The sequence below is a fragment of the Kitasatospora sp. NPDC101235 genome (assembly GCF_044767505.1).
GTDB lineage: Bacteria > Actinomycetota > Actinomycetes > Streptomycetales > Streptomycetaceae > Kitasatospora.
In genome coordinates, this window is record NZ_JBIWNZ010000005.1 from 188,479 (window position 1) to 214,006 (window position 25,528).

General features: G+C 74.2%; 25 protein-coding genes and 1 pseudogene. 7 read left to right on the plus strand and 19 right to left on the minus strand.

The annotated features are described in order from the left end of the window. Nucleotides 1-127: 127 nt before the first annotated feature. From ACIRRH_RS11325 to ACIRRH_RS11340, 4 genes are read right to left on the minus strand one after another with little or no spacing between them, the layout of a single operon-like run. Nucleotides 128-784 (minus strand): LuxR C-terminal-related transcriptional regulator, encoded by a 657-nt coding sequence (locus ACIRRH_RS11325; RefSeq protein ID WP_403065114.1) that lies wholly within the window; start codon nucleotides 782-784, stop codon nucleotides 128-130. Next, the gene (locus tag ACIRRH_RS11330) at nucleotides 748-2,088 is read right to left on the minus strand and encodes a sensor histidine kinase (protein WP_403065116.1); all 1,341 of its coding nucleotides are present in this window, start codon (nucleotides 2,086-2,088) and stop codon (nucleotides 748-750) included. The genes ACIRRH_RS11325 and ACIRRH_RS11330 overlap by 37 nt, the downstream gene beginning before the upstream one ends. Further along, nucleotides 2,085-4,049: a hypothetical protein gene (locus ACIRRH_RS11335; RefSeq protein WP_403065119.1), complete on the minus strand. Its 1,965-nt coding sequence runs from the start codon at nucleotides 4,047-4,049 to the stop codon at nucleotides 2,085-2,087. Before ACIRRH_RS11335 ends, ACIRRH_RS11330 begins: the two co-directional genes overlap by 4 nt. Further along, nucleotides 4,034-4,840: an ABC transporter ATP-binding protein gene (locus tag ACIRRH_RS11340; RefSeq protein WP_403065122.1), complete on the minus strand. Its 807-nt coding sequence runs from the start codon at nucleotides 4,838-4,840 to the stop codon at nucleotides 4,034-4,036. Before ACIRRH_RS11340 ends, ACIRRH_RS11335 begins: the two co-directional genes overlap by 16 nt. A gap of 368 nt (nucleotides 4,841-5,208) precedes the next feature. Here ACIRRH_RS11340 and ACIRRH_RS11345 point away from each other — a divergent pair, with 368 nt between their 5' ends. The 3 genes and pseudogenes from ACIRRH_RS11345 (at nucleotide 5,209) to ACIRRH_RS11355 (ending at nucleotide 6,528) form a co-directional block, all read left to right on the plus strand. Continuing rightward, nucleotides 5,209-5,373, plus strand: a complete 165-nt coding sequence (locus ACIRRH_RS11345; RefSeq protein WP_403065125.1) for a hypothetical protein — start codon at nucleotides 5,209-5,211, stop codon at nucleotides 5,371-5,373. Nucleotides 5,374-5,605: 232 nt separating this feature from the next. Further along, a pseudogene (locus ACIRRH_RS11350) lies at nucleotides 5,606-5,971 on the plus strand (hypothetical protein); the annotation flags it as partial. Then, nucleotides 5,968-6,528, plus strand: coding sequence for a hemerythrin domain-containing protein (locus ACIRRH_RS11355; RefSeq protein WP_403065128.1), 561 nt, complete (start codon nucleotides 5,968-5,970; stop codon nucleotides 6,526-6,528). The pseudogene ACIRRH_RS11350 and the gene ACIRRH_RS11355, both read left to right, overlap by 4 nt. Nucleotides 6,529-6,585: 57 nt before the next feature. Here the strand turns inward: ACIRRH_RS11355 and ACIRRH_RS11360 are convergent, their stop codons facing one another. The 7 genes from ACIRRH_RS11360 to ACIRRH_RS11390 form a co-directional block, all read right to left on the minus strand. After that, complete coding sequence (locus ACIRRH_RS11360; RefSeq protein ID WP_403065131.1) at nucleotides 6,586-7,521, minus strand: DUF5133 domain-containing protein; 936 nt, start codon at nucleotides 7,519-7,521, stop codon at nucleotides 6,586-6,588. A 116-nt stretch (nucleotides 7,522-7,637) separates the two neighbouring features. After that, nucleotides 7,638-8,543 carry a SigB/SigF/SigG family RNA polymerase sigma factor gene (locus tag ACIRRH_RS11365; protein WP_403065133.1) on the minus strand — a complete coding sequence of 302 codons (906 nt, stop codon included), beginning with the start codon at nucleotides 8,541-8,543 and terminating at the stop codon, nucleotides 7,638-7,640. A gap of 378 nt (nucleotides 8,544-8,921) precedes the next feature. After that, nucleotides 8,922-10,604, minus strand: coding sequence for a multicopper oxidase family protein (locus ACIRRH_RS11370; RefSeq protein ID WP_403065136.1), 1,683 nt, complete (start codon nucleotides 10,602-10,604; stop codon nucleotides 8,922-8,924). An 83-nt stretch (nucleotides 10,605-10,687) separates the two neighbouring features. Then, nucleotides 10,688-11,869 (minus strand): ABC transporter ATP-binding protein, encoded by a 1,182-nt coding sequence (locus tag ACIRRH_RS11375; RefSeq protein WP_403065139.1) that lies wholly within the window; start codon nucleotides 11,867-11,869, stop codon nucleotides 10,688-10,690. Nucleotides 11,870-11,929: 60 nt separating this feature from the next. Further along, on the minus strand, nucleotides 11,930-12,763 hold the full coding sequence (locus ACIRRH_RS11380) for a carbohydrate ABC transporter permease (protein ID WP_403065141.1): 834 nt from the start codon (nucleotides 12,761-12,763) through the stop codon (nucleotides 11,930-11,932). After that, the gene (locus ACIRRH_RS11385; protein ID WP_403065144.1) at nucleotides 12,760-13,689 is read right to left on the minus strand and encodes a carbohydrate ABC transporter permease; all 930 of its coding nucleotides are present in this window, start codon (nucleotides 13,687-13,689) and stop codon (nucleotides 12,760-12,762) included. The genes ACIRRH_RS11380 and ACIRRH_RS11385 overlap by 4 nt, the downstream gene beginning before the upstream one ends. Next, nucleotides 13,686-14,963: an ABC transporter substrate-binding protein gene (locus tag ACIRRH_RS11390; RefSeq protein WP_403065147.1), complete on the minus strand. Its 1,278-nt coding sequence runs from the start codon at nucleotides 14,961-14,963 to the stop codon at nucleotides 13,686-13,688. Before ACIRRH_RS11390 ends, ACIRRH_RS11385 begins: the two co-directional genes overlap by 4 nt. A gap of 223 nt (nucleotides 14,964-15,186) precedes the next feature. On the opposite strand from ACIRRH_RS11390, the gene ACIRRH_RS11395 reads away from it, so the two are divergent. Together ACIRRH_RS11395 and ACIRRH_RS11400 are read left to right on the plus strand one after the other, a co-directional pair. Then, nucleotides 15,187-16,035: a universal stress protein gene (locus ACIRRH_RS11395; RefSeq protein ID WP_403065150.1), complete on the plus strand. Its 849-nt coding sequence runs from the start codon at nucleotides 15,187-15,189 to the stop codon at nucleotides 16,033-16,035. Between the two features lie 32 nt (nucleotides 16,036-16,067). Beyond that, nucleotides 16,068-16,631: a YbaK/EbsC family protein gene (locus ACIRRH_RS11400; protein ID WP_403065153.1), complete on the plus strand. Its 564-nt coding sequence runs from the start codon at nucleotides 16,068-16,070 to the stop codon at nucleotides 16,629-16,631. Between the two features lie 21 nt (nucleotides 16,632-16,652). Here ACIRRH_RS11400 and ACIRRH_RS11405 read toward each other — a convergent pair whose 3' ends face one another. Genes ACIRRH_RS11405 through ACIRRH_RS11415 form a run of 3 tightly spaced genes read right to left on the minus strand, consistent with a single transcriptional unit; the run spans nucleotide 16,653 to nucleotide 19,005 of the window. Further along, nucleotides 16,653-17,501, minus strand: a complete 849-nt coding sequence (locus ACIRRH_RS11405; protein ID WP_403065156.1) for an ABC transporter ATP-binding protein — start codon at nucleotides 17,499-17,501, stop codon at nucleotides 16,653-16,655. Beyond that, nucleotides 17,498-18,607, minus strand: coding sequence for a FecCD family ABC transporter permease (locus tag ACIRRH_RS11410; RefSeq protein WP_403065159.1), 1,110 nt, complete (start codon nucleotides 18,605-18,607; stop codon nucleotides 17,498-17,500). The genes ACIRRH_RS11405 and ACIRRH_RS11410 overlap by 4 nt, the downstream gene beginning before the upstream one ends. An 8-nt stretch (nucleotides 18,608-18,615) precedes the next feature. Beyond that, nucleotides 18,616-19,005, minus strand: coding sequence for a FecCD family ABC transporter permease (locus tag ACIRRH_RS11415; RefSeq protein ID WP_403065162.1), 390 nt, complete (start codon nucleotides 19,003-19,005; stop codon nucleotides 18,616-18,618). On the opposite strand from ACIRRH_RS11415, the gene ACIRRH_RS11420 reads away from it, so the two are divergent. After that, nucleotides 19,004-19,285, plus strand: coding sequence for a hypothetical protein (locus ACIRRH_RS11420; RefSeq protein WP_403065164.1), 282 nt, complete (start codon nucleotides 19,004-19,006; stop codon nucleotides 19,283-19,285). The genes ACIRRH_RS11415 and ACIRRH_RS11420 overlap by 2 nt on opposite strands. A 141-nt stretch (nucleotides 19,286-19,426) precedes the next feature. On the opposite strand, the gene ACIRRH_RS11425 is transcribed toward ACIRRH_RS11420, so the two are convergent. Further along, on the minus strand, nucleotides 19,427-19,846 hold the full coding sequence (locus ACIRRH_RS11425; RefSeq protein WP_224281304.1) for a MarR family winged helix-turn-helix transcriptional regulator: 420 nt from the start codon (nucleotides 19,844-19,846) through the stop codon (nucleotides 19,427-19,429). Nucleotides 19,847-19,944: 98 nt separating this feature from the next. On the opposite strand from ACIRRH_RS11425, the gene ACIRRH_RS11430 reads away from it, so the two are divergent. Beyond that, on the plus strand, nucleotides 19,945-20,766 hold the full coding sequence (locus ACIRRH_RS11430) for an SDR family oxidoreductase (protein ID WP_403065167.1): 822 nt from the start codon (nucleotides 19,945-19,947) through the stop codon (nucleotides 20,764-20,766). A gap of 289 nt (nucleotides 20,767-21,055) precedes the next feature. Here ACIRRH_RS11430 and ACIRRH_RS11435 read toward each other — a convergent pair whose 3' ends face one another. From ACIRRH_RS11435 to ACIRRH_RS11450, 4 genes are all read right to left on the minus strand, one after another. Further along, entirely contained in the window at nucleotides 21,056-21,508 is a 453-nt protein-coding gene (locus ACIRRH_RS11435) for a MarR family winged helix-turn-helix transcriptional regulator (RefSeq protein WP_403065170.1), read from the minus strand. Beyond that, on the minus strand, nucleotides 21,508-22,971 hold the full coding sequence (locus ACIRRH_RS11440; protein WP_403065172.1) for an MFS transporter: 1,464 nt from the start codon (nucleotides 22,969-22,971) through the stop codon (nucleotides 21,508-21,510). Before ACIRRH_RS11440 ends, ACIRRH_RS11435 begins: the two co-directional genes overlap by 1 nt. Nucleotides 22,972-23,122: 151 nt before the next feature. Next, nucleotides 23,123-23,479, minus strand: coding sequence for a zinc ribbon domain-containing protein YjdM (locus ACIRRH_RS11445; protein WP_363383090.1), 357 nt, complete (start codon nucleotides 23,477-23,479; stop codon nucleotides 23,123-23,125). 53 nt (nucleotides 23,480-23,532) lie between these two features. Beyond that, nucleotides 23,533-25,272: a SulP family inorganic anion transporter gene (locus tag ACIRRH_RS11450; protein ID WP_403065176.1), complete on the minus strand. Its 1,740-nt coding sequence runs from the start codon at nucleotides 25,270-25,272 to the stop codon at nucleotides 23,533-23,535. Nucleotides 25,273-25,528: the final 256 nt, after the last annotated feature.

Below are 25,528 nucleotides of genomic sequence, written 5' to 3' on the forward strand. Positions count from 1 at the left end.
AAGGGGGCGTGCCGTGACGCCCCGGTGACCAAGGGTGACGCTACCGCCCATGCGCTTCGTGGGCGACCGGGCCACCGCCACCCGCCGGACCCCGCCGCGCGGCCCCGCTCGGCCGCCGTCCACCGCCTCAGGGCGTACGCGTCCCGTCGAGGTAGGCGAGGACCGCGAGGACGCGGCGGTTGTCGTCGTCGGACGCACCGAGGTCGAGCTTCGCGAAGATGTTGGAGGTGTGCTTGCTGACCGCGCCCTCGCTGAAGTGCAGCCGTTGCGCGATGGCGGCGTTGGAGCGGCCTTCGGCCATCATGGCGAGGACCTCGCGCTCCCGCGGGGTGAGGAGGGCGAGGGGCTGGTCGTAGGCGTTGCGGGCGAGGAGGCGGGAGATGACCTGGGGGTCCATGACGGTGCCGCCCGCGGCGACGGTGCGGACGGCGTCGACGAACTGGTCGGCTTTGGAGACGCGGTCCTTGAGGAGGTAGCCGACGCCGCCGGTGCCGTCCGCGATCAGCTCCCGCGCGTAGAGCTGTTCGACGTGCTGGGAGAGGACCAGGACGGGCAGGCCGGGCCGCTCACGACGGGCGGCGAGCGCCACCTGGAGGCCCTCGTCGGTGTACGTGGGGGGCAGGCGGACGTCGACCACCGCGATGTCGGGTCGGTGCTCGGCCAGTGCGGCGGCCAGTTCGGGTCCGCTCTCCACCGCGGCAACGATCTCGTGCCCGTGGGCACCGAGCAGCAGGGAGAGGCCGTCCCTCAGCAGGACGAGGTCCTCGGCGAGGACAACACGCACGGTAGCTCCATGATCAGCCTGGTCGGACCCCCCGGGGGGCTGGTCAGCGTGAGCGTACCGTCGAACGCGGCGAGTCTGCGTCGGATGCCCCGCAGGCCACTGCCCCGGCCGGGGTCGGCGCCGCCGCGGCCGTCGTCGGTGACCTCGGCGCGGAGCAGGCCTGTCGCGTGGGCGAGGTGCACGGTGGCGTGCCGGGCGTCGCCGTGCCTGACGGCGTTGGTGAGTGCCTCGCTGACGGCGAAGTAGACCGCCGACTCCACCGGTGCCTCGGCCCGTCCGGGCAGTTCGGCCCGCACCTCGACCTTCAGCGGGACGTCCAGCGCCAGCGCCCGCACGCCTTCGGCGAGGCCCCGTTCGGCGAGCACCGGAGGGTGGATGCCGCGCACCAGGTCGCGCAGTTCCTGGAGTGCCTGGGTGACGTTCTCCTGGGCGTCCGTCACCACCCGCTTCGCCTGTTGCGGATCACGGTCGATCAGCGCCGCGACCGCGCCCAGGCGCAGGCTCACCGCGACCAGCCGGGCCTGGGCGCCGTCGTGCAGGTCCCGTTCGATCCGGCGCAGTTCGGCGGCCTGGGCCTCGGTGGCGTCCAGCCGGATCTCGGTGAGCTGCTCGACCCGCCGGGCGAGCCGGGAGCGTTCGGTGGGGCCCAGCAGGGTGCCGGTCCACCGGCCGTGCAGGCGCAGCGCGGGCCGGGCGAGGGCGAGTCCGGCGACGATCAGCACCGGCCCGAGGAGGAGGAACAGGAGGGCGGGTACGCCTGCGGAGGGCAGGCCGAACAGCAGGTCGTACGGCAGCGGGGCCTGGACGATCCCGTACAGGCCGGCGCCGGCCAGCAGCACGGGTGTGGCCGCGATGCCGCCGCCGACTATGGGGTCGGCGACCAGCCAGAGGGCGTCGCGCCAGGTCGCCGGGTCGTTCCAGAGCCAGCGGATGGTGCGGGACATGCCCGCGAACCAGCGGCTCTTGTGGTAGTCGTGACCGGTCCAGAACCAGCCGTGGAGGGTGCGTTCCAGGGCCGGGAGCGGCTGGTACGGCGGCGGTACGGGCACCCCCGACCAGTGGCCGGCCGCCCACCGGGCGGCGCCGGCGGCGGAGCGGACCATCCGGATGGCGGCCGGGAAGAGCGGGAACATCCCGAGGCAGCCCCAGAGCAGGAAGGACAGCAGGAAGACCGTCACCAGCACCACCCCGACCGGTATCAGCAGCGTCAGGACGGCGAGCCGCCCGAGTGCCCGTACGGCGGCGCGCAGCTCTCGGGCCGCGCTGCCCGGTTCCCGGGCGGCTGGGGTCTGCGGGCTGCTCACGGGACCTCCGGTCGGGATCGGTGCGGGCCGTCCATGATCGCAGCCGCCTGCTCCGGCGTGCGTCCCGACGCGGGCCCCTGCGTGCGTCCCTGCTGACCGCGGGTCAGCCGGTACGTCCCCACGAGACAGCCCGCGCCCAGCAGCACGAACCCGACCGCCACCGGCACCTGCCACGCCGACGGCAGGTACAGGGCCAGGAGCCAGCTCCGGTTGGCCGGCGCGAAGAGCGACATCCCCAACGCCACCACACCCTGCGGGGCCACGGCCAGCACGCCGGCCGTGGTCAGCAGCCCGGCCGCCACGGCGCGCCCGCGCGGCAGCCGGTCCGACGGTTCCCCGTCGCCCGGGGCGTCCGGGGCCGCCGCCCGCCGTACGCCCTTGCGCAGCGCGTCCAGCAGCTCCGGCCCGCGGGTCTCCAGCCGGCGCCGGGCCCCCGCCCCGAGCAGCCCGGCGTACAGCAGCCCGGTGCCCCAACCGGCCGCCACCCCGGCCCAGCGCAGCGGTTCGCTGTGCAGCAGCGTGCCGGCCAGGACGACGCCGGCGGCGGGCAGCGCGGCGAGGGCCTGGAGCAACAGGACGACCATGCTCTGCAGCCGGGTCTGGTCGGCGCTCTCGTCGCTGAAGCCGTCCAGCGGGTTGCCGCCGGGCCGGTCCGGGAACGGCGCGGGGCCGAGGACGGACACCAGCGGCACCAGACCCGCCCCGGCCCCGAGCACGGCGGGCAGGACGGCGAGCACCCAGGGCCGGCTCCCGTCGACCCGGGCGGCGGCACCCGCGACCAGGGTGAGCAGCAGGGCGGCGGGGCCGACGACCAGCAGCCAGGCGAGCTGCCGGGCCCGGACGTCGACCCGCTCGGCGCCGGGGACGACCAGGGTCAGCCAGAGCGCGCCGGCGTCCAGGCCGTACAGGTTGGCGCACAGCGCGCCGGCGAACAGGGCCGCGACCACACCGGCCCACGGCACCAGGGCGGGGAAGCCGCCGAGCAGCGGCAGCAGGCCGGTGAACACGCCCGTCCACAGCGCCATCCGCAGCAGCCGGGCCCGGCGCGGGTCGCGGGCCCACAGGCGCAGCTCCTTGCCGAGCACGGCACCGCCGGGGGTGTCCGGTACGGCCGGCCACCGGACACCCGCGCGTGAGGCGCCCCGCCGTGAGGCGCCCCGCCGGGAGGTGCCCCTACCGGCCGTACCGCGTGCCAACTGCCGGGCGAGCAGGGCGGTCCAGGCGGCGAACAGCAGCCCCGAGAGCGCCAGCAGCCCACCCAGGCAGGCCGCGGCCAGGGCCCACTGCCCGCGTCGGGCGGCGTCGACCGCGACCACCGACCAGCCCGAGGGCAGGACCCGTACGGCGGTGCCGACGGCGGCGGCCCACTCGCCGCCGAGCAGCCGGGCGAAGAAGCCGATCGCGAACCAGCCGGTGTTGAGGAACCCGGTGACCAGGCCGACCAGCAGCGCGGACAGCTCCCAACCCAGCCGCGAGCGGGCCGCGCTGCCGAGGCCCTGAAGGGTCAGCTTGGACAGCACCACCACGAAGAGCAGGTGCAGCAGCACCGCGGGGACGGCGACCAGCGCGGGCACCGGGCCGAACCCGGCGCCGAGGACGATCAGCACCGCGAAGGCGGCCAGGCTGACCAGCGGGGTGACCCCGACGAAGGCCGCGCCGAGCAGCCCGACGGCCAGGACGCGCGGCTGCCGGGGCAGCAGGGTGAAGTAGTCGAGCCGCAGGGTCGGATCGCCGCCCGTGACGGTCGGACCGAGCGCCCAGCCCGCCGTCCACACCAGCAGCACGGCGGCGATGACACCGACCCCGGCCTCGGGGGTGGGGAAGTCCGCCAGGCCCAGCAGTGCGGTGCCGACGGCCGCGACCGCGCCGGTCACCGCCCCGAGGAACAGACTCGCCGCCCGGGGACCGGACATCGAACGCCGCAGGACGGCCAGCTTCATCCCGATCAGGACGCCAACCACGACAGGCCCTCCGCTCCCCCGGTCCGGGCGCCGACCAGCTCGACGAAGACCTCCTCCAGGCCGCGTCCGCCACGGACCTCCGTCACCGTGCCCGCCGCCAGCACCCGGCCCCCGGCGATCACACCGACGTGGTCGCAGAGCTGCTCGACCAGCGCCATCACATGGCTGGACAGGACCACCGAGCCGCCGGAGTCGACGAAGCGCCGCAGAATGACCCGGATGGTCGCGGCCGACACCGGGTCGACGGCCTCGAAGGGCTCGTCCAGCACCAGCAGCCGAGGGGCGTGCAACAGGGCGGTGGCCAGGCCGATCTTCTTGCGCATCCCCGTGGAGTAGTCGATGACGGGGGTGTGCTCGGCACCGTCGAGCTCCAGCACGGCCAGCAGTTCCTCGGACCGGGCGTCCACGGTGCCGGCCGGAAGACCGCGCAACCGGCCCAGGTAGTACAGCAGTTCGCGCCCGGTCAGCCGCTCGGGCAGCATCATGCCGTCGGGCAGCACCCCCACCAGGGACTTGGCCCGCACCGGGTCGCTCCACACGTCGACGCCGAGGATCGCCGAGCTCCCGGCGTCCGGGCGCAACAGCCCGACGGCCATCGACAGCGCGGTGGTCTTGCCGGCGCCGTTGGGCCCGACGAGCCCGTAGAAAGACCCGCACGGCACGGACAGGTCCACCCCGTCCACGGCGACATGCGCTCCGAACCGCTTGCGCAGCCCCGACAGCTGCAGTGCGGGGGCTTCCCCGCCCCCTACCGCTCGGAATCCCTGCCCCGCGCGCGCCGATCCCCGCACCTCGTCCCTCCCGCGTCGTCACGGCCGCCCCGGTCCGGGCGGCACGTGATCAACGCTAGGGACAGCGGGGCGGCGGCAGAATCCACCTGCACCCCCACCGGGGGTGGGTCTGGGCCCACCCCCGGTCCGAGCGCGCCGCCGGTCGACGGGTGAGCATCGCCGGCACCGCCTCCACCACGGCGTTTGCGCGAACCGAGAAGGCCCTGTGTACCGTCTGTGAGCACCGGGTCGCGGGGCGGGTTCCCGCCCGACCCCACCCAGGACACGGCCGGGGTCGAACACTGCCCTCCCCCGGACGCGCCGGTCGGTCCCGGAGCCACGTCGCCCACCAGGGACCCAGCCGCCATCAAGCGAGAGGAGCCACCCCCGTGGACAACGGAACGCCCCTGAGCGAGCAGCACCGCGCCGCCGCCGAGGCCCACACGGACACCGCGCACGAGCAGCACGACCGGGGCGAGAGCGCCCACCAGTCGATCACGTACGCGAACAACGCGAACCTGACGGCAGCGCGGCTCGAACGCGAGGGACGGTGACGGGCTCTCCCACCACGGAGCCGTCGAACTCCGCCCGCCGGATCGCCGGGTTGACCGGATCCCGACGACCGGCATCCTGACCCCCGCACCTGCACCTGCCCCGGCGCGCAGGGAGGAGGCTCTCCGGCCTGCGGCACGGCCCCGGCCCCGGCCCCGGCCGCCGACCGGGTGGCCCGCCGGGCGGTGAAGTACGCAGGCCTGGCGGTGAGTTGTCCGAGCCGCCAGGCCCTGGGCGCCGACCGGCCGGGTGGTCGGTGCGGGCCCGGGCCATGAGCCGCTGACAGCCGGTCCGCTGCCGCTCGCCCGGCCGGGCGCCGGGGTCCTCGACCAGGCCGCGCACCGCTACCACGAGCGGGCCGCGCCCGGTCGGGACTCGACCGACCGGGTTTCCCGCCGACGCGGCCGGGCAGCCGCCGGGCATGGACCATTCGCACACGCCCGTCCTCGACGCGCTCGGCGGGCCGCACCCGTCCGGCCGCCCGCGGACGGTCTCCTCCGCACGGAGCGGGCAGACGCCGGCCCTCCACCGATTGCCCGCACCGGGTCGGACGGCGACCGGAACGAGGCGGCGACCGGTATGAGACGGAGACCTCCATGAACGGTGCCGAAGGCTTCCCGGTCCGGCTGTCCGCCGAGCACCGGGCCATCGAGGCGCTGCTGCGCCGGCTGAACCGCACCACCACCCGCGCCGGCACCCCCGACGAGGAGGCCCTGCGGCTGCTGGGCTCCTTGCGGCGCCTCCTCGCCCCCCACCTCCTGGCCGAGGAGGCCCACCTGTACCCGCTGGCCCGGCGGTGCCTCGTGGCCGGTGACGCGCTCGCGGACGCCGCCGACGGCAGCCATGCGGCGATCCGCCGGCTGCTCGACCGGGCGCAGGACGGCCGGCTGTCCGCCGGCGGGCGCCGCCACGCCACGGCCGTGCTGGTCGTCCTGCTCCGCGCCCACCTGCGCGGCGAGGAGGAACGGCTGTTCCCCGCGCTGCGCGCCCGCGCCGCGCCGCGGGACCTGCGGACCTGCGAGCGCCGCATGCACGAGGGCCGGGGCCGCCGGCCGGGTGCACCGCTGCGGGGGCTCCCGCCGGGGACCGGGGCCATCGCCGCCCTCCGGGACCACGTCAGCGGGCACGACGGCTCCGGGCACCACCACTCGCCCTGACGACCAACCGGCGCCCGCCGGGCCCCTCGACCGCCGCCGCCCGGAGGCCCGGCCGCGCTACGAGCCGCTCCACTCGCCGGGCGCGGACCGCAGCCGGTCGCCCTCGGCCAGCCGCCGGGCCACCGTGTCGAGGTCCGTGCCCAGCCGCTGGGCGGCCGCGACCAGCAGGCTCAGCGCGGTGTGCGGGGTCACGCCGAACCGCTCGGCGGTGATGCCGATGGCCAGGCCGGTGGCGTGCCGGCGGTCCAGCAGGTCGGCCACCGCCCTGGACAGCGCGAACCGGTCGAGGGCGGCCGACGCCTGGAGGGCGAGCACCTCGACCAGCCCGAGGGCCGGCGTGCCGGGCTCGGCCGGTGTGCGCAGGTACGCGCTGAACACGGTGCAGCCGTGCGGGTGGGTGCGCAGGTGCGCGCCGACCACGGCCCGTACGCCGCAGCGCCGGGCGCGGTCGGCGAACCGGCCCGGCCGGCCCGGGTCGAGCCGGACCACGACCTGCCCCTCGCCCTGGCGGCGGAGCCGGGCCAGGGGGCCCGCCTCCGCCCCGTCCTGCGCGCGTTCGAGGGCCAGCAGGTACGACGGCGTGGCCGCGAAGGTCTCGACCGAGCCGTCGTCGTGCCAGGTGCTGACGGCGGCGCCCACGCAGTGCGGGACGGTGACCCTGGTCAGCTGCACCACGTCGTGCAGCGTGGGGAAGGACCCGGACCGCGCCCGCTCGCGGGCCGCGAGTTCGCCGAGTACGGCCAGCAGCTTCGTGCGGGCCCGGTCCGTCGCCCGGGCGCCGCCCGCCGCCCCGCCGGCGCCGGCCGGGCCCTGACGGTCCAGCAGCTCACGGGCCCGGGCGATCGCACGGGCCGCGTCGGCCTCCCCCGTGTAGATGCCGATCGTGTAGCAGACGTCGCGCAGCCGCTGCCCGGCTTCCGGCGACCTCGCCGAGGACAGGGCCTCGTACTCCGCGACCAGTCGGCCGAGGGCCGCGACATCCACCATGGGCATGAGCACCTCCGTGTGTTTACGGAAAGTATGCGCCGATCACGCAGCGGAACCACGCCGCCGGTCGGCCGCCCTCGGCGGCCGTCCCCGGCGCTCGGCCCGCCGGCAGTGCAGGCCGCTCAGCCGGCTTCCTCGGGCTCGTCGGCCCAGCCGGGGGCCTCCCGGTCCTCCAGCTCCCTACGCAGCCAGGCCAGCGTGGCGCTGAGCAGCCGGGAGACGTGCATCTGGGAGACACCGATCCGCTCGGCTATCCGGGACTGGGTGCACCCGTCCCAGAAGCGCAGCTTGAGGACGGTCTGCTCGCGCTCGGGCAGCCGGGCCAGCAGCGGGCGGACGGCGATGCGGAAGTCGACGAGTTCGATCCCCGGGTCGCAGTCGCCGAGGCGGTCGAGCAGGGCGCTGCCCGTCTCGTCGGTGTCCTGGTCACGCAGCGCGTCCAGGGAGTCGGGGCGGTAGACCCGGCCCGCCATCAGGCCCTCGGTGGCCTGCTCGACGGTGATGTCCATGTCCTCGGCGATCTCCTCGGGCTGCGGCAGCCGGCCGAGCTCCTGTTCCAGGCGGTCCGAGCCCCGGGCGACGGACAGGTAGAGCTCCTGCATGCTGCGTGGGACCCGCACCGGCCACGACGTGTCGCGGAAGAACCGCTTGATCTCCCCGGTGATGGTCGGGATCGCGTAGGTGACGAACTCGACGCCGCGTTGTGGGTCGTAACCGTCGACGGCCTTGATCAGGCCGATCGTGCCGACCTGGAGGATGTCGTCCATGTCCTCGGCGCGGTGGCGGAAGCGGGCCGCGATGAAGCGCACCAGCGGCATGTTGAGCTCGATGATCGTGCCGCGGACGTAGCTGTAGGCGTGGGTCTCCTGGGCCAGCCCGGCCAACCGCTCGAACAGCGCGTCGCTCAGTTCGCGCGCCTCGGACTTCCCCATCCGGCGCAGTTCGGCCGCCGTCGGTCTCGGCGGCAGGCCGGGCGGCAGGCCCGGAGGCGCGACTCCTTCGTCGGTTGTTTCCAGGTTGATGGACACGTGACTTCTCCTGGGCATCGGGGCCCGGCGACGCGTGCGGACTCGCACCTCGTGCGTCGCGGACTTCTTCCCCCAGAACCTGTGCCCGGCTTCTTCAAGCGCGGTCCCGGTGGCACCGTCCACGGTGCTGGAGCAGCCGGTTCGGACACGGCCGCTGCACCACTGGTTGTACCCCGGGATCCGGTTCCGAACTCACGATCCGGATGTTTTCCTGCTCCGCTTCCGGGCTGTTCGCGCGCCGGCCCGGGTTCGCCCCCCGGGGTCCCGGCCCGGCCGTCAGGCCCGGCGCCCACGGTGGTCCGGCCGGACCACCGCGAGCTGTTCCGGCGCAAGCAGGACGGCGTGGTCACGGCGCCGTTCCGGCCCTGACCGCCCGGCTCAGCGGTCGATCGGCAGGGGCCGATCCGACAGCCCCGGCCGCCCCGGCCGCCGCGGCTTGGCGTAGTCGACCAGCTGCATCATGCCGAGGTCCTCGTGCTGGAGCTGGTGGCAGTGCAGGACGGTGCGGCCGGGGAAGTCCTCGTACGCGACCAGCAGGGTGACGGTGTCGCCCGGCTTGCCCCCGGCCAGGTCCACGGTGTCCTGCCACACCGGCGGGTCGAGCCGCTCACCGTTGCGGTGGGTGACGAGGACGTGGTTGGTGTGCAGGTGGAACGAGTGGTGGAAGCCCGGCGCGGTGTCGTCGGTGCGCAGGGTCCACCGTTCGACGGTGCCGAGCTTCAGGGTGTGGTTGACGTTCTCGGGGTCGAACAGGCCGTAGGCGGGGTCGCGGGTGAGGTCGCCCTCGGGGTCGGCCGCCGAGGTCGGGTGGCTGCCGAGGAGGCGGTAGGCGTTGGCGAACGGCTTGTCGAAGACGCCCGGGTCGACGTGGAAGACCACCGTGCGGTCGGCGTCGGGGTTGGCGATGTCGCCCTCGTCGAGGAACGGCTTGCCCTGCGGCAGGGTGGCCGGCAGTTCCATCGGAGGCTTGACGGCCTTCCCCGCCACCTCGACCGTCATCAGCGGGGCGGACACGCCCTTGGCCCGCAGTTCGTACGTCCCGGCCCCGCCGCCCCGCACCAGCACGTCGGCGCGGTTGCCGGGGGCCAGGAGCAGCAGCTCGGTGGCGACCGGCGCGGGGAAGGTCACGCCGTCCTTGGCGATCTGATGCATCGTCAACTCGGCGTCCCCGCCCGCCACCTGGAGCGACAGCGTGGTGAAGCCGGTCGCCGCCACCAGTCGCCAGCGCTGGACCTCGCCCGGGCGCAGCACGAGGGTGGGGTTGACCTCGCCGTTGACGGTGAAGGTGGACGGCGTGCCGGTGAGCGAGTTGTCGGCGGTGAAGTCGGGGACCCTGCCGTCCTTGAGCTTGAGTTCGTTGATGCAGACGACGAGGTCGGCGGCGGCCGCGATCTCCGGCACCTCGTCGACGTCGCCCTCGACGATGACGACTCCGGTCATCCCGCCGGCGATCTGCCCGGCGGTTGCCCCGTGGACGTGCGGGTGGTACCAGTACGTGCCGGCCGGGTGGTCGGCCGGGATGTCGATGACGGTCAGGTACTCCGGCTCCGGGGCGCCTGCCTCGACCTCGTCGGCCGTACGCGGTGTGAACTCGCGCAGGATGTTGTCGGCCTTCCCGGACGGGGAGACGTGCAGGCCGTGGGTATGCAGGTTGAAGCTGTTCTCGCGGTGCGGGTGGTTGTGGTTGCCGTCGTACGGCCGGTTGGGCGGCAGGCCGTTGACCTGGGTCAGCCGCAGGGTGTCGCCGGCGCACACCCGCAGGGTCGGCCCGGGGATGGTCCCGTTGTAGGTGCGCGTGGTGACCGTGCCGTAGCCGGGGACGTGGGTGTCCGTGAACCGCACGTCGAGCGTCTGGTCGAGCACCGCCCCCGGCCGGCCGGAGCCCGGCCGCGAGGCGCGTGCGGCCGATCGCGGGGCCCGTACGGCGGGCTGCGGGAAGGACGCCGTGGCGGCTGCCGCCCACGACGGGGCGAGGATCCTTTCGGAGGCTGCCACGAGGACGGCGGCCACGGGGAGGGCCTTGAGCATCGACCGGCGACTGATTCCGACATCTTCTCTCATATCCGGGCAATGTAGGTCGACTTGTGGACGGCCACGGTCAGGCACACCGCGCGTCGGCCAGGGGTTGGGCCTTCCGTGCCAAGCTACGAACGCTCCGGCTTGGTCAGGTTGGCCCCACTGCGGGGGTCGAAGACGTGGATGCGTGCCGTGTCCACCCACAGCTCCAGCGGGCTGCCCTCGGCGGCCCGGGTGCCGGTGCTCAACCGGGCGACCACCCGGTGCTCCTGCATGCCGGTGTCGGCCCGGCCCGAGTCGGCGGCGAGCTCGGCGAGTTCCTCGGTCGCCGCCGGTCCGTCCTCCTCCGCGAAGTGGACGTAGACGTCCGAGCCGACCGACTCCCGGACGTCGACGGTCACGGTGACGGTGACCCCTCCGGTGTGCCCCTCGGCCAGGACGGCGTCCTCGAAGTCCTCGGGGCGGATGCCGACGATCAGTTCGCGCGGCGCGTGCGCGCGCTCCAGGGCGCGCCGGGTGCGGTCGTCCAACGGCAGGTCGCCCAGCGAGGTGCGCAGGGCGTTGTGCTCCAGCACCGCGCCGAGGAAGTTCATGCCGGGCGAGCCGATGAACCCGGCGACGAAGAGGTTCACCGGCTCGTCGTACAGCTGCTGCGGCGAGCCGACCTGCTGGACGACGCCGGAGCGCAGCACCACCACCCGGTCGCCGAGCGTCATCGCCTCGACCTGGTCGTGGGTGACGTAGACGGTGGTGGTGCCAAGGCGGCGCTGGAGGGCGGCGATCTGGGTCCGCATCTGCACCCGGAGCCTGGCGTCCAGGTTGGACAGCGGCTCGTCCATCAGGAAGACCTTGGGGTCGCGGACGATCGCCCGGCCCATCGCGACCCGCTGGCGCTGCCCGCCGGAGAGGTTGGCCGGCTTGCGGTCCAGGTGCCGGGTGAGGTCCAGGATGCGGGCGGCCTCCTCGACCTTGGCGGCGATGGTCGGCTTGTCGACCTTGGCCAGGCGCAGCGCGAAGCCCATGTTGTCACGCACGCTCATGTGCGGGTAGAGGGCGTAGCTCTGGAACACCATCGCGATGTCGCGGTCCTTGGGCGCGCGGTCGTTGACCACCTCGCCGGCGATCCTCAGGCTGCCCTCGGTGATGTCCTCCAGCCCGGCGATCATGTTGAGCGTGGTGGACTTGCCGCAGCCGGACGGGCCGACCAGGATCACGAACTCGCCGTCGGCGATGGTGAGGTTGACGTCGTGGACGGCGAGGACGCCGTCGGGGTAGCGCTTGGTGATGCCGTCGAGGACGATCTCGGCCACGGTCCGCCTTCCTGGTCCGCCGGGTGGGGCGGGCTCATCCGTTGGGTCTCGGGTCGGGCCTCAGCCCTTGACTGCGCCGGCGGTGAGCCCGGCGACGATGCGGCGCTGGAACAGCAGCACGAAGACCACGATCGGGATCGTGATGATCACGGCGGCGGCTGCGATCGAGCCGGTCGGCTGCTCGAACTGGGAGCTTCCGGTGAAGAAGGCGATGGCCGCCGGAACCGTCCGGGCCGAGGTGGTGGAGGTCAGCGAGATCGCGAACAGGAAGTCGTTCCAGCAGAAGATGAAGACCAGGATGGCGGTGGTGAACACGCCCGGCGCCGCCAGCGGCGCGATGACCAGCCGGAACGCCTGCCACGGCGTGGCGCCGTCCACCTTGGCCGCCTTCTCCAGGTCCCAGGGGATCTCCCGGAAGAACGCCGAGAGCGTGTAGATCGCCAGCGGCAGCGAGAAGGTCGTGTACGGGATGATCAGCCCGAGCCAGGTGTCGAACAGGCCGAGCGCCCGCTCGATGTCGAACAGCGGCGAGACCAGCGAGATCGGGGGGAACATCGCGATCAGCAGGGACACCCCGATCAGCAGTCGCTTGCCGGGGAAGCGCAGCCGGGCCACCGCGTACGCGGCCATCGTGCCGAGCACGACCGCGACGGTGGTGGCGATCACCGCGATGCCGACCGAGTTGACCAGGGCGCGGGTGAACTCCGAGGTCTGGAAGATGCCGCGGTAGTTGGCCAGGGTCCACCGGCGGGGCACGAAGTTGCCGTCCGACAGGGTGCTCGGGGCCTTGAAGGAGAGCGCCACGATCCACCACACCGGGAACAGCGCGTAGAGCACGACCGCCAGGTTGGCGATGCCCCAGCCGGTCACCGTCCGGGCGTGTCCGCCGCTCATCGCCGCTCCGGTTCCGTGCCGGGCGCGGCCGCGCCGAACAGCTTGACGAAGACCAGCGCGATGAGCGCCACGCAGACGAAGACCAGCACCGAGACGGCCGAACCGATGCCCAGGTTGAGCGCGGTGAAGAGGTTGTCGTAGCCGAGGATCGACACCGAGCCGGTGCCGTTGGCGCCGCCGGTCAGCACGTAGATGTTGTCGAAGATCCGGAAGGCGTCCAGGGTGCGGAAGAGCAGCGCGACCAGGATCGCCGGCTTCATCAGCGGCAGGATCACCAGCCGCAGCCGCTGCCCGGAGCTCGCGCCGTCCACCATCGCCGCCCGGACCGTCTCGTCCGGGACGAGTGCCAGGCCGGCGAGCAGCAGCAGCGCCATGAACGGGGTGGTCTTCCACACCTCCGCGAGGACGATCAGACCGATGGCCGGCCACCGCTCGGTCAGCGGGGCGCTGCCCTCCGGCAGCAGGGCGGCCAGGTACCCGGTGCCCGGTGTCCAGGCGTACTGCCAGGAGTAGGCGGCGACCACCGTGACGATCCCGTACGGCACCAGCACCGCGGTGCGCACGGTGCCGCGGCCGAAGACCGTGCGGTGCATCACCAGCGCGAGCGCCAGGCCGAGCGCCAGCTCGACGGCCACCGACACCACGGTGATCAGCACCGTGACGCCGAGCGCCTGCCACCAGAAGGGGGAGGCCAGCACCGCGCCGTAGTTGGCGAGGCCGACCCAGTGCGCCTGCTCGGGGAAGCGCAGGTCGTAGCGCTGCAGGGAGAGGTGGACGGCGTAGACGACCGGGTACGCGGTGACGGCCAGCATCACGATCACCGCGGGGGCGCACAGCAGCAGGCCCAGCCTGCGCTCCTGGCGGGCGCCGCGCGACGGCCCGGCCGGTTCCGGCGGGGCCGCGGCGGCCTCGGTGGACGGTGTCACGGGATCAGCCCCTTCGAGCCGAGGGCGTCCTGGATCTGCCCGCGGAGGTCGGCCACGTTCTGCTCCGGGTGGATGTCGGCGGGCGGGGAGAGGGTGTGCGAGACGGCGATGGAGACGTTCTGGTAGGCCGGGGTCTGCGGCCGCACGCTGGCGGAGTCGAGGGCGGCCAGCACGTCGGCGGCGAACGGGTAGCTGGCGGTGAGCTCGGCCGTCCCGTACAGGCTCCGCAGCGAGGGCGGGAGGCCGCCCTTCAGCGCGTTGGTGAGCTGGTTGTCCCGGTCGCGCAGGCACAGGGTGGCCTCGGCGGCGAGGTCGGGGTGCCGGCTGTAGGCGCCCACCGCGAGGTCGATCCCGCCGATGGTCACGCTGGCGGGGCGGTCGGCGGTCACCGCGGGGTACGGGGCCCAGCGGAAGTGCGGGAACAGCTCCGGCCGGTTGGCCTTCATCGAGGGGTAGACGAAGGGGTAGTTGAGTTCGAACGCGGCCGTCCCGGACTCCATGGCGAGCCGGTTCTGGTCCTCCATCTGGTTGGGCAGCGAGGGGTCGGCGGCCTCCGAGACCGCCAGGTCCCGCATCACCCCGGCGGCCGTGACGGCGGGCGCCCCGAGCGAGGGCGCCTGCGCGTCGGGCGTGAGGATCGAGCCGCCCGCGCTGGTGACCAGCGTGTTGAACCAGACCGTCAGCCCCTCGTACTGGGCGCCCTGGATCTCCACGAAGTGCGGCTTTCCCTCGCGGGCCAGCTCCTGCGCCCGGGAGAGCATCTCCGCCCAGGTCCTGGGCGGGGTCGGCACCAGGTCGTCGCGGTACCAGAGCAGCTGGGTGTTGGAGTTGTACGGCACGGCGTACAACCGGTCCCGCCAGGTCGCGGTCCGCACCGCCGCGTCGAGGGTGTCGGCGGTGGCCTGCTCGCGCATCGCCCCGGTCCACTCGCGGATCCAGCCGGCCTCGGCGAACTCGGCGGGCCAGGTGACGTCCAGGCCGAGGATGTCCACGCCGGCGTCGTGCGCCGCCATCCGGCGCACCAGCTGCTGGCGCTGGCCGTCCGCGCCCCGGGGCAGCTTGTTGTAGCGGACCGTGTAGCGGCCGCCGGACTGCTGCCCGCAGCGGTCGGCGGCCTGCTGGAGGGCGCCCGAGTCGTCCGGGAAGTTGTACCAGTCCAGGGTCACGGGGCCGCCGTCCCCGCCGCCCGCGCAGCCCACCAGGGCGGAGGCGAGCACGGCCAGTCCGGCGGCTGCGCTCGTCCATCGCGAGCGGAAATCGGGGACCCTCGGCATCGTTCTCCCGGACTGGGACGGAGCGGCCCGGCCGACCCTAGCCCGGCGCCCCCTCCGGACCCGGGCGGGCCGCGCCGCCGCTCGGCCGGCCGACCAGCCGGACGGCCGAACCGGAGCCGCCGAAGCGCCACCCGGTCACCCTCCGTGCCGCGAGCCGCTGCCGGGAGGCGCCCGCCGGGACCGGCGCGGATACTGGGGCCGCACCGGAACTGAGGAGCACGCCGTGACCGGACACGTCGTCGTCGGATTCGACGGCTCACCCGAAAGCCTGGCCGCCGCCGCGTGGGCCGCCCGCGAGGCGCAGCGCCGCGGCCTGCGTCTGGACGTCCTCCAGGCCTGGCCCCGGCCGAAGCACCTCGCACCCGGGAGCAAACCGGGCGACCGCCCCGCACTGGCGCAACTCGCCGAACGGGAGGGAGAGTTGCGCGCACTGGCACCCGAGGTGGCGGTCTCCGCCACCTCGGTGGCCGCCGACCCCGTCGAGGCGCTGGAGGCCGCCGCGCAGGGTGCCGCCCTGCTGGTGCTCGGCTCGCACGGGCTGGGGACCCTGCGCGGGTTCCTGGTCGGCTCGGTGAGCCAGGAGGTGCTGCGACGGGCGGCCTGCCCGGTGGTGCTGGTGCGGGCCGGCGGGGACGAACCGGCCGGCGCGGTGACGGTCGGCCTGGACCTGGCGCACCCGGCGGACGAGGTGCTGGCCTTCGCCTTCGAGGCCGCCGCGCTCCGCTCGGCGCCGCTGCGGGTGATCCACGTCTGGTCCCCGCCGGCCGGCACCGAGTACATGTCCTACGGGGCGATCGGCGGGCTGGAGGGCGAGGTCTCCAGCGTGGAGCGCAGCGGGCTCGCGCAGGCCCTGGAGCCCTGGCGGGCCCGGCACCCCGAGGTGGCGGTGACCACCGACCTGATCCGCGGCAAGGCCGCCGTCGAACTGGTGGACGCGGCCGCGGCGGCCCGGCTGCTGGTCGTCGGCCGCCGCGTCCGGCGCAAGCCGCTGCGCCATCACCACCTCGGCCCGGTGGCGCACGCCGCGATCCACCACGTGCACTGCCCGGTCGCGGTCGTCCCGTACGGCTGACCGGGGTGCCGGGCGCGCTACAGTCCGGTCCCATGAGTGAGTCCGTACGCCCGCCCTTCGGGAATTTCACCACCACCGCGGCCGCGCTGGAGGTCTGCGCGGACCTCGCCGCGCCCGTCGCCGACGCGCTGAAGGACTGGGGCGCGCCCGGGGCGGCCGCCTCGGTGCTCTACGTGGACAGCGATCCGGAACAGGCGGACACCGCCGTCTTCTGCGCGGCCTACGACGTGCCGCCGGAACTCTCCGCCAACTGCGTGGTGGTCGCCGCCAAGCGCGCCGGGGAGGTGACGCTGGCCGCGTGCCTGGCCCTGGCGACCACCCGGGTGGACGTGAACAAGGCGGTGCGCACCCACCTGGGGGCGCGCAAGGCGTCCTTCGCGCCGATGGACACCGCGGTCGAGCTGACCGGTATGGAGTACGGCGGCATCACCCCCGTCGGTCTGCCCGGCGACTGGCCGCTGCTGATCGACGAGGCGGTGGCCGCGGCCCCGTACATCCTGGTCGGCAGCGGCCGGCGCCGGGGCAAGCTCATCCTGCCCGGGTGGGCCCTGGCGAAGCTGCCGGGCGCCCAGGTGCTGCCGGGCCTGGCCGGCTGACCGGGCCGGCGGCCGGGACCGTCACCGGGCCCGGGCGGGGCGGGCGCTGAGACCGACCGGGCAGACCACCGGGGTGCCGTGCACCGGGTCGGTGAGGATCGCACTCTCCACCCCGTACAGCTCGCGCACCAGCTCGGGGGTGACGATGTCGCGCGGCGCGCCCTGGGCGGCCACCCGGCCGTCCCGCATGGCCACCATGTGGTCGGCGTAGCGGCAGGCGGTGGTGAGGTCGTGCAGGACGAGGACGACGGTGCGGCCGCGCCCGGTCAGGCCGCGCACCATCTCCAGCACCTCCAGGGCGTGGCCCATGTCCAGCGCCGAGGTGGGTTCGTCCAGCATCAGGATGTCGGTGTCCTGGGCGACGGCCATGGCGATCCAGGCGCGTTGGCGCTGGCCGCCGGAGAGGGTGTCCAGCGGGCGGTCGGCCAGCTCGTGCAGGTCGGCGGCGGTGAGCGCGTGCTCCACGGCCTCGGCGTCGGCGGCGGACCACTGCCGCAGCAGGCCCTGGTGCGGCTGGCGGCCGTAGCGGACCAGGTCACGCACGGTCAGCCCGTCCGGGGCGGTGGCGGACTGCGGCAGCAGGCCGATGATCCGGGCGATCCCGCGGGTGGACAGCGAGGTCAGCGGCTTGCCGTCGAGCAGCACGGCGCCGGAGCGCGGGGCGATGGTCCGGGCGAGGCCGCCGAGCAAGGTGGACTTGCCGCAGCCGTTCGGGCCGACGATCACGGTGACCTGCTGCGGCAGTTCGAGGTCGAGCTCGCGCACCACGATGGTGCGGTCGTGGCCGAGGCTGAGCGCGCTGGTCGTCAGCCGGTGCGCGTCGGCGGCGGTCGCGGTGCGGTGCGCGTCGACGGCGGTGCGGGCGGTCATGCGGTCCTCCGGGGACGGGTGGTGAGCAGCAGCCAGAGCAGGTAGGGGCCGCCCACGACGGCGGTGACCAGGCCGGCCGGCACCTCCAGCGGCGACAGGACGGTGCGGCCGATCAGGTCGGCGAGCAGGGTGAAGACGGCTCCGGCGGCGGCCGAGGTGAGCACCGGCACGCAACGCGGTCCGGCGATCCGGCGGGCGGCCTCGGGCGCGGCGAGCGCGATCATGCCGAGCGGTCCGGCGACGGCCACCGCCAGGCCCGCGCAGACCACGGCGACCACCAGGACGCCGACGCGCAGGCCGCGCACCCGCACGCCCAGCCCGGTGGCGACGGCGTCGGAGAAGCGCAGCAGCGACAGCCTGCGGCCGAGCAGCACGGCGGCGGGCAGGCAGACCAGCAGGCCGAGCCGGAGGTGGCCGACGGCGTCGGCGTCCCGGCTGTTGAGGGTGCCGACCGTCCAGGCGTAGGCGGAGTTGGCGGCGTCGATGGCTGCGCGGGAGAGCATCAGGTTGGTCACCGCTCCGAAGACCGCGCCGATGCCGAGGCCGACCACCAGGAAGCGGTAGCCGTTGCGGCCGGCCCCGCCACCGAGGGCGAAGGCGAGCGAGGCGGCGGTGGCGGCGCCCACCAGGGCGGCGGCGGAGGGCAGCAGCTGGGTGGCGACGCCGGTGACGGAGGCGACCGCGAAGGCGGTGGCCCCCTCGTTGAAGCCGACGGTGTCCGGGGTGGCGAGCCGGTTCTGGGCGAGGGTCTGCATCAGGCAGCCCGCGACGCCGAGTGCGGCGCCGACGGCCAGTGCGGCCTCGACGCGGGGCAGCCGCAGCTTCTCCACCAGCAGCACGTCGCGCGCGGTGCCGTCGCCGAAGGCGGCGCGCAGGGCGGTCACCGGGTCGAGGTCGGTCTCGCCGACCGCCAGGCAGACGGCGGTCACCGCGACCACGGCGAGCAGCAGGGCGGTGCAGCCGAGAAGGGGCCGGACCGGGACGAGCACCGAACGGCCGCCCAGGGCGAGCAGCCGGGTGCCGGGCGGTACGGGCGGTGCCGGCCGCCGGGTCGCGGCCGAGGGGCGGTCAGGGCTCGACGCGTTCTTCACGGCGGCGGTGTTCACGGGGGCCTTCACAGCGCGGGCATTCGGTGCGAGCGGACGACGGCGACCAGGACGGGGGCGCCGCACAGGGCGGTCATCACGCCGAGCGGCATCTCGTACGGGCGGGCGACCAGCCGGGAGGCCACGTCGGCGAGCAGCACAACGGCCGGCCCGAGCAGCGCGGACACCACGAGCAGCCGGCGCAGGTCCGGGCCGACCAGGGCCCGGGCGGCGAACGGCACCACCAGGCCGACGAAGGAGACCGGTCCGGCGATCGCGGTGGCGGCGCCGACCAGCAGCGCGACGGCGGTCACCGCGAGGGCGCGGGCCCGGCGGGGCTTGTGGCCGAGGCCGGTGGCGACGTCGTCGCCGAGGCCGAGCGCGGTCAGCGCCGGGCCGGAGAGCAGCGCCGGCACCATGCCGATCGCCGACGGCCTGGGCGCCCAGCCCCACTCGGACCCGCTGTCCCTGGAGAACCTCAACAAGGCCGACGCGGACCGGGTGTTCGTCGCCACCCTGAACGCCGAGGGCGAGAAGGCCCTGGAGACCGCCCGCAAGCAGGAGGCCTTCACCCGCCTCAAGGCCGTCGGCAGCAACCAGCTCATGGGCGTCGACGGCCAGGTGTGGAGCAGCAGCTCCGGTCCGATCGCGGCGGAGAAGGTCGTCGAGGACATCGAGAAGGCCTTCGGCCCGAAGTAGTCACACCCATCGCGGAATCCCCCCCGCCGCGGCAATTCCGAAGGACCGTCACCGGAGTGGATCCGGTGACGGTCCTTCACATTGTTCCGGGGCGTCAGGACTGCCGGGCCGCCCACCCCCGCACAGCCGTCGGGGTGGCCCTCACGCCTCCAGGATCAGCTGCAGGAGTTCGCGCAGGGACTCGCGCTGGGAGGCGCTGAGCCGAGCCAGGGGATCGCCGGCGAAGGGCATGCGGGCGCGCAGATCGGCGGCCACGTCACGGCCGGCGGCGGTGGCGGCGACGTGCTTGACGCGACGGTCGCCGGGGTCGACGCTGCGCTCGACCAGGCCCCGGGACTCCAGGCGGTCGATGATCACGGTCACGTTGGACGGCTCCGCGTGCAGCCGCTCGGCGATGCGACGCGTCGGGACCGGGGCCTCGGCGGCGAGCAGCGCCTTGGCCTGCAGCGGAGTCAGGTCGTGGACCGCTGCGGCAGCCTCGGACTCCTGGCCGTAGCGACGGTTGATGGCCGCGAAGAGTCCGACGATCTCCTTGGCGAGGTCATCCGATGGGTGGGGCATGACCACCAGGGTATCCATGTGCTTGACAAAGTGAAATATTGGGCCACATAGTTATGGATCATATTGGTTATGATCAATAACTACCTGAGGACAGTGACATGCCCGACAAGACCGTCCTGATCACCGGCACCTCCTCCGGCATCGGCCTGGCCACCGCCGTCGCCGCCGCGCGCGGCGGCTGGCAGGTGATCGCCACCATGCGGAACACCGCGAAGGCCGGCGCGCTGCTGGCGGCGGCGGAGGAGGCCGGAGTCACCGTCGACGTCCGGACGCTGGACGTGACCGACCCGGCGTCCGTCGAAGCCTGCCTGGCCGGCCTCGACCGGCTGGACGCACTGGTCAACAACGCCGGTGCGGGCCACGTCGGCACCCTGGAGCAGGAGAGTGTGGACGACGTCCGCGCCGTCATGGAGGTCAACTTCTTCGGGGTCCTGCACGTCACGAAGGCCGCCCTGCCCCTGCTGCGGGCGAGCAAGGGCCGGGTGCTGACCGTCACCAGCGTCGGCGGTGTGGTCGGCCAGCCCTTCAACGAGGCGTACTGCGCCGCCAAGTTCGCAGTAGAAGGCTTCATGGAGTCCCTCGCACCGGTCGCGGCCACGGCCGGCGTGTCCGTCGGCGTCGTCGAACCGGGCGCGGTGGCGAGCGAGTTCGTCAGCAACGTGGGCCTCGCGGACGACGCACCGGAACAGGCCGGGCCGTACGCACCGGCCCTGTCCGCCTACCTGGACCGCACCCGCGGCGCCTTCGCCAGCGCGCAGGCGCCCCAGGACGTCGCCGCCCGGATCCTCGACCAGCTCACCGCCGAACGCCCCGCGTTCCGGCTGCTCACCTCCGACGCCGCCCGGGCCTTCGCCGGAACGAAGCTCAAGGACCTCGACGGCTCGGCCGTGCAGAGCCTGACCGCCGGCTGGGTCGCCTAGCTGTTCTGTCCCGTGAGGTCCGGGACACGACAGGCGGGCAGCATCAACGGGTGTGCCGCCGGCGGCCCCTGGGCCCGGCGCTCCCGGTCCAGTTCGGCTCCGGCACGCACCGCCCGGTACACCGCCCGGGCCAGCCGGGAGCCCCGGCGCACAGGATTCGCAGGTCCACAGGGCACGGCTGGAAGGATTCCGCCGGCGCCCGGCAGCCTCCTTCGTGCCGCAGGCGCCGCAGGCGAAGGCCACGCAGCGTCACGATGAACGCGGCGGGACCGGCCTCGGGACGGGCGCCTCAGCCCAGGAGCTTCGCGACCACCCGGTCGAGCGCGCGGATGTCCTCCGGCGGCAGCGCGAGCAGCGCGTCCGGCGGGGTGGTGAGGATCCCGGTGGCGAGCGCGGCCTTCGCCTCGCCCTCCTCGGTGAGGTGGACCAGCTTGGAGCGCCGGTCGGCCGGGTTGGTGATGCGTTCGGCGAGGCCGCGCCGCACCAGGTCGTCCACGATGACGCTGGTGTACGGCGGGTCGGCACCCAGCCGCTCGGCCAGCTCCCGCAGGGTGATCGGGCCGGCGGCGAGCCGGCGCAGCGCCCTGACCCGGCTGAAGCTCATGCCGAGGGCTTCGGCGACGGTCTTGCGGCGGTCGTAGCGCTCCAGCACCAGCGCGTACATCCCCTGCCAGGCCCGGGCCGCCGTTCCGGTGTCGGACTCGTTCCCCTCCGGGTGCCCGCCGCTGTCAAAGCGCTCCATCAGGCGTCCACCGTCTCCTTCGTCTTCCCGGTTCCCCCGGCCGCCTCCTCGGCGGCGAGCCGCTGCGCCGTGCGCTCGGCCGTCGCCCGGGCCCACCGGCCGGAAGTGAGCGTACCGGTGACCAGTACGGCGGCGCCGCAGGCGGCGATGATCCACCACGCCGTCCGTGCCGCCCCGGTGAAGGCCGCCGGGTCCGCCTGGGCCGCCCCGGCCATCAGGGCACCGGTCACCGCGACGCCCAGCGACTGACCGACCTGCCGACTGGTGGAGGCGACGGCAGCCGCCACCCCGGCCTGCGAGCGGGGCATCCCGGAGACGGCGGTGTTGGTGATGGGCGCGTTGACCAGACCGAAGCCGGTGCCGAAGAGCAGGAAGGCGAGGACCAGCAGACCGGTCGGCAGGTGCTCGGAGTAGCCGACCGCCTGGAGCACGGCGCTCGCGGTCAGTGCCGCCCCGGCCAGCAGCAGCGGCGTGCGCGGCCCGCGGGCGGCCACCATCCGGCCGGACAGCGGCGCGGTGAGCAGCGACATGAGCGCCATCGGCAGCATGAACAGCCCGGCGTGCAGCGGGTCGAGCCCGCGGACGTCCTGGAGGTACAGGGAGCTGACGAACAGGAAGCCGCCGAGGCCGGCGAAGGCGGCGACCGCGATCACGGTGGCGCCCGAGAAGGGGGCGGAGCGGAAGAACCGCAGGTCGATCAGCGGGTCGGTGCGCCGGGGTTCGTACCACAGCAGGCCCAGCAGCGCGCCCAGCGCGGCCGCCGTGCAGCCGAGCACCACGGGTGAGGTCCAGCCGCGCTCCGGCGACTCGATGATCGCGTAGGTGAGGGCGGCGAGCAGCACGACGACCAGCAGTTGGCCGACCGGGTCCACCCGGCGGGTGCGGGCCGCCCGCGACTCCGGCACGTAGCGGCCGGTGAGGAAGAGCGCGGCCAGGCCGATCGGGACGTTGATCCAGAAGATCGCCCGCCAGCCGGCCGACTCCACCAGCGCGCCGCCGATGATCGGTCCGGCGGCCATGCTGATGCCCACCACGCCGCTCCAGACGCCGATCGCGCGGGCGCGCTGCCGGGAGTCCGTGAAGGTGTTGCTGATGATCGACATGGCGACGGGGTTCAGCATCGATCCGCCGACCGCCTGGAGCATCCGCGCGGCGATCAGCCAGCCGAGCCCGGGGGCCAGGCTGCACAGCAGGGAGGCCGCGGTGAACACCACCAGCCCGATCCGGAACACCCGGCGGCGGCCGATCCGGTCGGCGGTCGAACCGGAGAGCATCAGCAGGCTCGCCAGCAGCAGGGTGTAGGCGTCGACCGTCCATTGCAGCCCGGACACCGAGGTGTCCAGGTCGCGCCGGATGGCGGGCAGGGCCACGTTCAGGATGGTGTTGTCGAGGCTGACGATCAGCAGGCTCATACAACAGATGGCGAGCACGAGCCAGGGCCGCGGTCGGGCGGCATCGGGCATGACGAACGCTCCACGATTACTTGTGTTGTTGTAATTATTGCGAGCATACAACTAACTCGATGGGCGACTCCACCCCCGGCCGGCCCTGGGCAACAGAACGGCCGCGCCCCGCCGATCTCCTCGGCGGGGCGCGGCCGTTCAGGCTCGCGGGTCAGGCCTTCTTGACCACGCTGGACTTGAGCTGCATGGCGCCGAAGCCCTCGATGCGGCAGTCGATGTCGTGCCCGTCGACGCCGTCCACCAGGCGGATGTTGCGCACCTTGGTGCCGGCCTTGATGCCGGAGGCGCTGCCCTTGACCTTGAGCGCCTTGACCACCGTCACGGTGTCGCCGTCGCTCAGCACGTTGCCGACGGCGTCCTTGATCACGCGCTCGCCGGCCGGCGCTCCGGCCTGGTCGGCGCCGGCGGGCACCCACTCGTGGCCGCACTCGGGGCAGACCATGAGGGCGTTCATCTCATAGGTGTACTCGCTGGAGCACTGCGGGCACGGGGGAAGGTTGTCGCTCATGGGTTCAGGATATCCAGGGTGTTCGGAGGTGGTCTGCGGGACGAGTTCGGAGGTCAGCGGGGGTTCCGGTCGGCCGCCGGGCCGGTGGCCCCGGCGGTCGTGAGGTCGTGGCCGGCGGGGGCATCCCGGTCGTGCAGGTGGGTACGGGCGTGGGCGATGGCCTCGGGGGTGGTGGCGAAGACGTGTCCGTCGGCGCGCAGCCGGTCGAGCACGCCGAGGGCGTCCAGCGGCCGGTGGTGCTCGTCGCGGATGCCGGAGACGAGGACGAGGGTGCCGCGGTGCCGGAGTTCGGCGATGGCGTCGCCGAGGACGGTGGCGCCGCTGGCGTCGATCGCGCTGACCCGCGACATCCGCAGGATCGCGACCCTGACCTCGGCGGACTCAGTGAGTTCGAGCAGGAAGCGGTGGGCTGCGGCGAACAGCAACGGCCCGTCGATCCGGTAGGCGACGATGTGCTCGGCGAGCAGCGCCTGCTCCTCCTCGTGGTGGTCGGCCGGGGGCAGGTCGGTGTGCAGCGGGACCTGCTCGATCCGGGTGGCCTTCGCGACGGCGGCGAGCGCCAGGACGCCGGAGACGAGCATGCCGACGACGACGGCGGTGACCAGGTCGAAGGCGAGGGTGGCGACGGCGGTCAGGGCCAGCACGGCGGCCTCGCCGCGCCCGGTGCGGGCCAGGGCCCGCAGCGAGCCGACCTGGACCATGCGGACGGCGGTGGCGATCAGGACCCCGGCCAGGGCCGCCAGCGGAATCCCCGCGACCAGCGGCGCGGCGGCGAAGACGATCACCGCGAGGACGGCGGCGTGCACCAGGGCGGCGAGCCGGGAGGCGGCACCGGAGCGCACGTTGACGGCGGTGCGGGCGATCGCACCGGTCGCGGCGACACCGCCGAACAGCGGGGCGGCCAGGTTGGCCAGGCCCTGGCCGAACAGTTCACGGTCGCTGTCGTGGCGTTCGGACACGCTCATCGCGTCGGCGGCGGTGGCGGACATCAGTGACTCCAGCGCGGCCAGCGCGGCGACGGCGAACGCGGAGGGCAGCAGCGCGGGGACGGCGGAGAGGTCGAGGAAGCCCAGTGAGGGCGCCGGCAAGCCGGTGGGCAGGTGGCCGATGGTGGCCACGGGCAGGCCGGCCGCCTTGGCGGTGACGGTCGCGGCGACGACGGCGATCAGCGAGAACGGCAGTGCGGGCCGCAGCCGTACGCCGACCAGCATCACGGCGGCGACGGCGAGCGCCACCCCGACGGAGGCCCAGTGCGGTGCGGCGGCGAAGTCGCGCACCGCCCGGGCCGCGACCACGGCCGGGTTGTCGCCCTCGGGCTTGCGCACGCCGAGCGCGCCGGGCACCTGCTGGAGGGCGATGACCCCGGCGATGCCGACGGTGAAGCCCTCCACCACGGGCACCGGCACGTACGCCATCCAGCGCCCGGCCCGGACCAGGGCGAGGACCACCAGGACCACCCCGGCCAGCAGGCCGACGGTCAGTACGCCGTCGGTTCCGTAGCGGGCGACGATCGGGACGAGGACGACGGTCATGGCGCCGGTCGGCCCGGACACCTGGAGGTTGGAGCCGCCGAAGACGGCGGCCAGTGCCCCGGCGACGACGGCGGTGGCCAGTCCGGCCTCGGCGCCCGCGCCGGAGGAGATGCCGAAGCCGAGGGCCAGTGGCAGCGCCACGATCGCCACCGTGAGGCCGGCGAGCAGGTCCTTGCGGGGGGAGCGGCCCATGGTGGCGAGGATCGCCCGGGTGGGCAGGACGGCCCGTACCCGTTCGCGCGCGACGGTGGCGGGGCTCATGCCGCGCCCTCCCCCGACCGGCCGGCTGCCGGCCGTTGTTCGCCGATTGCCGCGGTCACGACCGCTCCTTCCTGCGTCCGCCGGTGGCGCCCGGACGCTCCTCGTACCAGTCCAACGGCACGCCAGCATGTATGAAATTGAAGAATTTTTCAAATCACTTGTTTTGCATGTGATGTATCCCGACAGTAGTGATCGCTGCGCTCGGCCGCGGACGGACGACCGGCCCCGGCCACCGGGGCACCGCTCGCCCTGGTCG

What these genes read in the sequence shown, in the direction of transcription:
- ACIRRH_RS11355 (WP_403065128.1), top strand. Translation starts at nt 5,968, where the DNA reads ATGAACGGTGCCGAAGGCTTCCCGGTCCGGCTGTCCGCCGAGCACCGG.
- ACIRRH_RS11360 (WP_403065131.1), bottom strand. Translation starts at nt 7,521, where the DNA reads ATGCCCATGGTGGATGTCGCGGCCCTCGGCCGACTGGTCGCGGAGTAC.
- ACIRRH_RS11370 (WP_403065136.1), bottom strand. Translation starts at nt 10,604, where the DNA reads ATGAGAGAAGATGTCGGAATCAGTCGCCGGTCGATGCTCAAGGCCCTC.
- ACIRRH_RS11380 (WP_403065141.1), bottom strand. Translation starts at nt 12,763, where the DNA reads ATGAGCGGCGGACACGCCCGGACGGTGACCGGCTGGGGCATCGCCAAC.
- ACIRRH_RS11390 (WP_403065147.1), bottom strand. Translation starts at nt 14,963, where the DNA reads ATGCCGAGGGTCCCCGATTTCCGCTCGCGATGGACGAGCGCAGCCGCC.
- ACIRRH_RS11400 (WP_403065153.1), top strand. Translation starts at nt 16,068, where the DNA reads ATGAGTGAGTCCGTACGCCCGCCCTTCGGGAATTTCACCACCACCGCG.
- ACIRRH_RS11405 (WP_403065156.1), bottom strand. Translation starts at nt 17,501, where the DNA reads ATGACCGCCCGCACCGCCGTCGACGCGCACCGCACCGCGACCGCCGCC.
- ACIRRH_RS11420 (WP_403065164.1), top strand. Translation starts at nt 19,004, where the DNA reads ATGCCGATCGCCGACGGCCTGGGCGCCCAGCCCCACTCGGACCCGCTG.
- ACIRRH_RS11415 (WP_403065162.1), bottom strand. Translation starts at nt 19,005, where the DNA reads ATGGTGCCGGCGCTGCTCTCCGGCCCGGCGCTGACCGCGCTCGGCCTC.
- ACIRRH_RS11425 (WP_224281304.1), bottom strand. Translation starts at nt 19,846, where the DNA reads ATGCCCCACCCATCGGATGACCTCGCCAAGGAGATCGTCGGACTCTTC.
- ACIRRH_RS11430 (WP_403065167.1), top strand. Translation starts at nt 19,945, where the DNA reads ATGCCCGACAAGACCGTCCTGATCACCGGCACCTCCTCCGGCATCGGC.
- ACIRRH_RS11435 (WP_403065170.1), bottom strand. Translation starts at nt 21,508, where the DNA reads ATGGAGCGCTTTGACAGCGGCGGGCACCCGGAGGGGAACGAGTCCGAC.
- ACIRRH_RS11440 (WP_403065172.1), bottom strand. Translation starts at nt 22,971, where the DNA reads ATGCCCGATGCCGCCCGACCGCGGCCCTGGCTCGTGCTCGCCATCTGT.
- ACIRRH_RS11445 (WP_363383090.1), bottom strand. Translation starts at nt 23,479, where the DNA reads ATGAGCGACAACCTTCCCCCGTGCCCGCAGTGCTCCAGCGAGTACACC.
- ACIRRH_RS11450 (WP_403065176.1), bottom strand. Translation starts at nt 25,272, where the DNA reads ATGAGCCCCGCCACCGTCGCGCGCGAACGGGTACGGGCCGTCCTGCCC.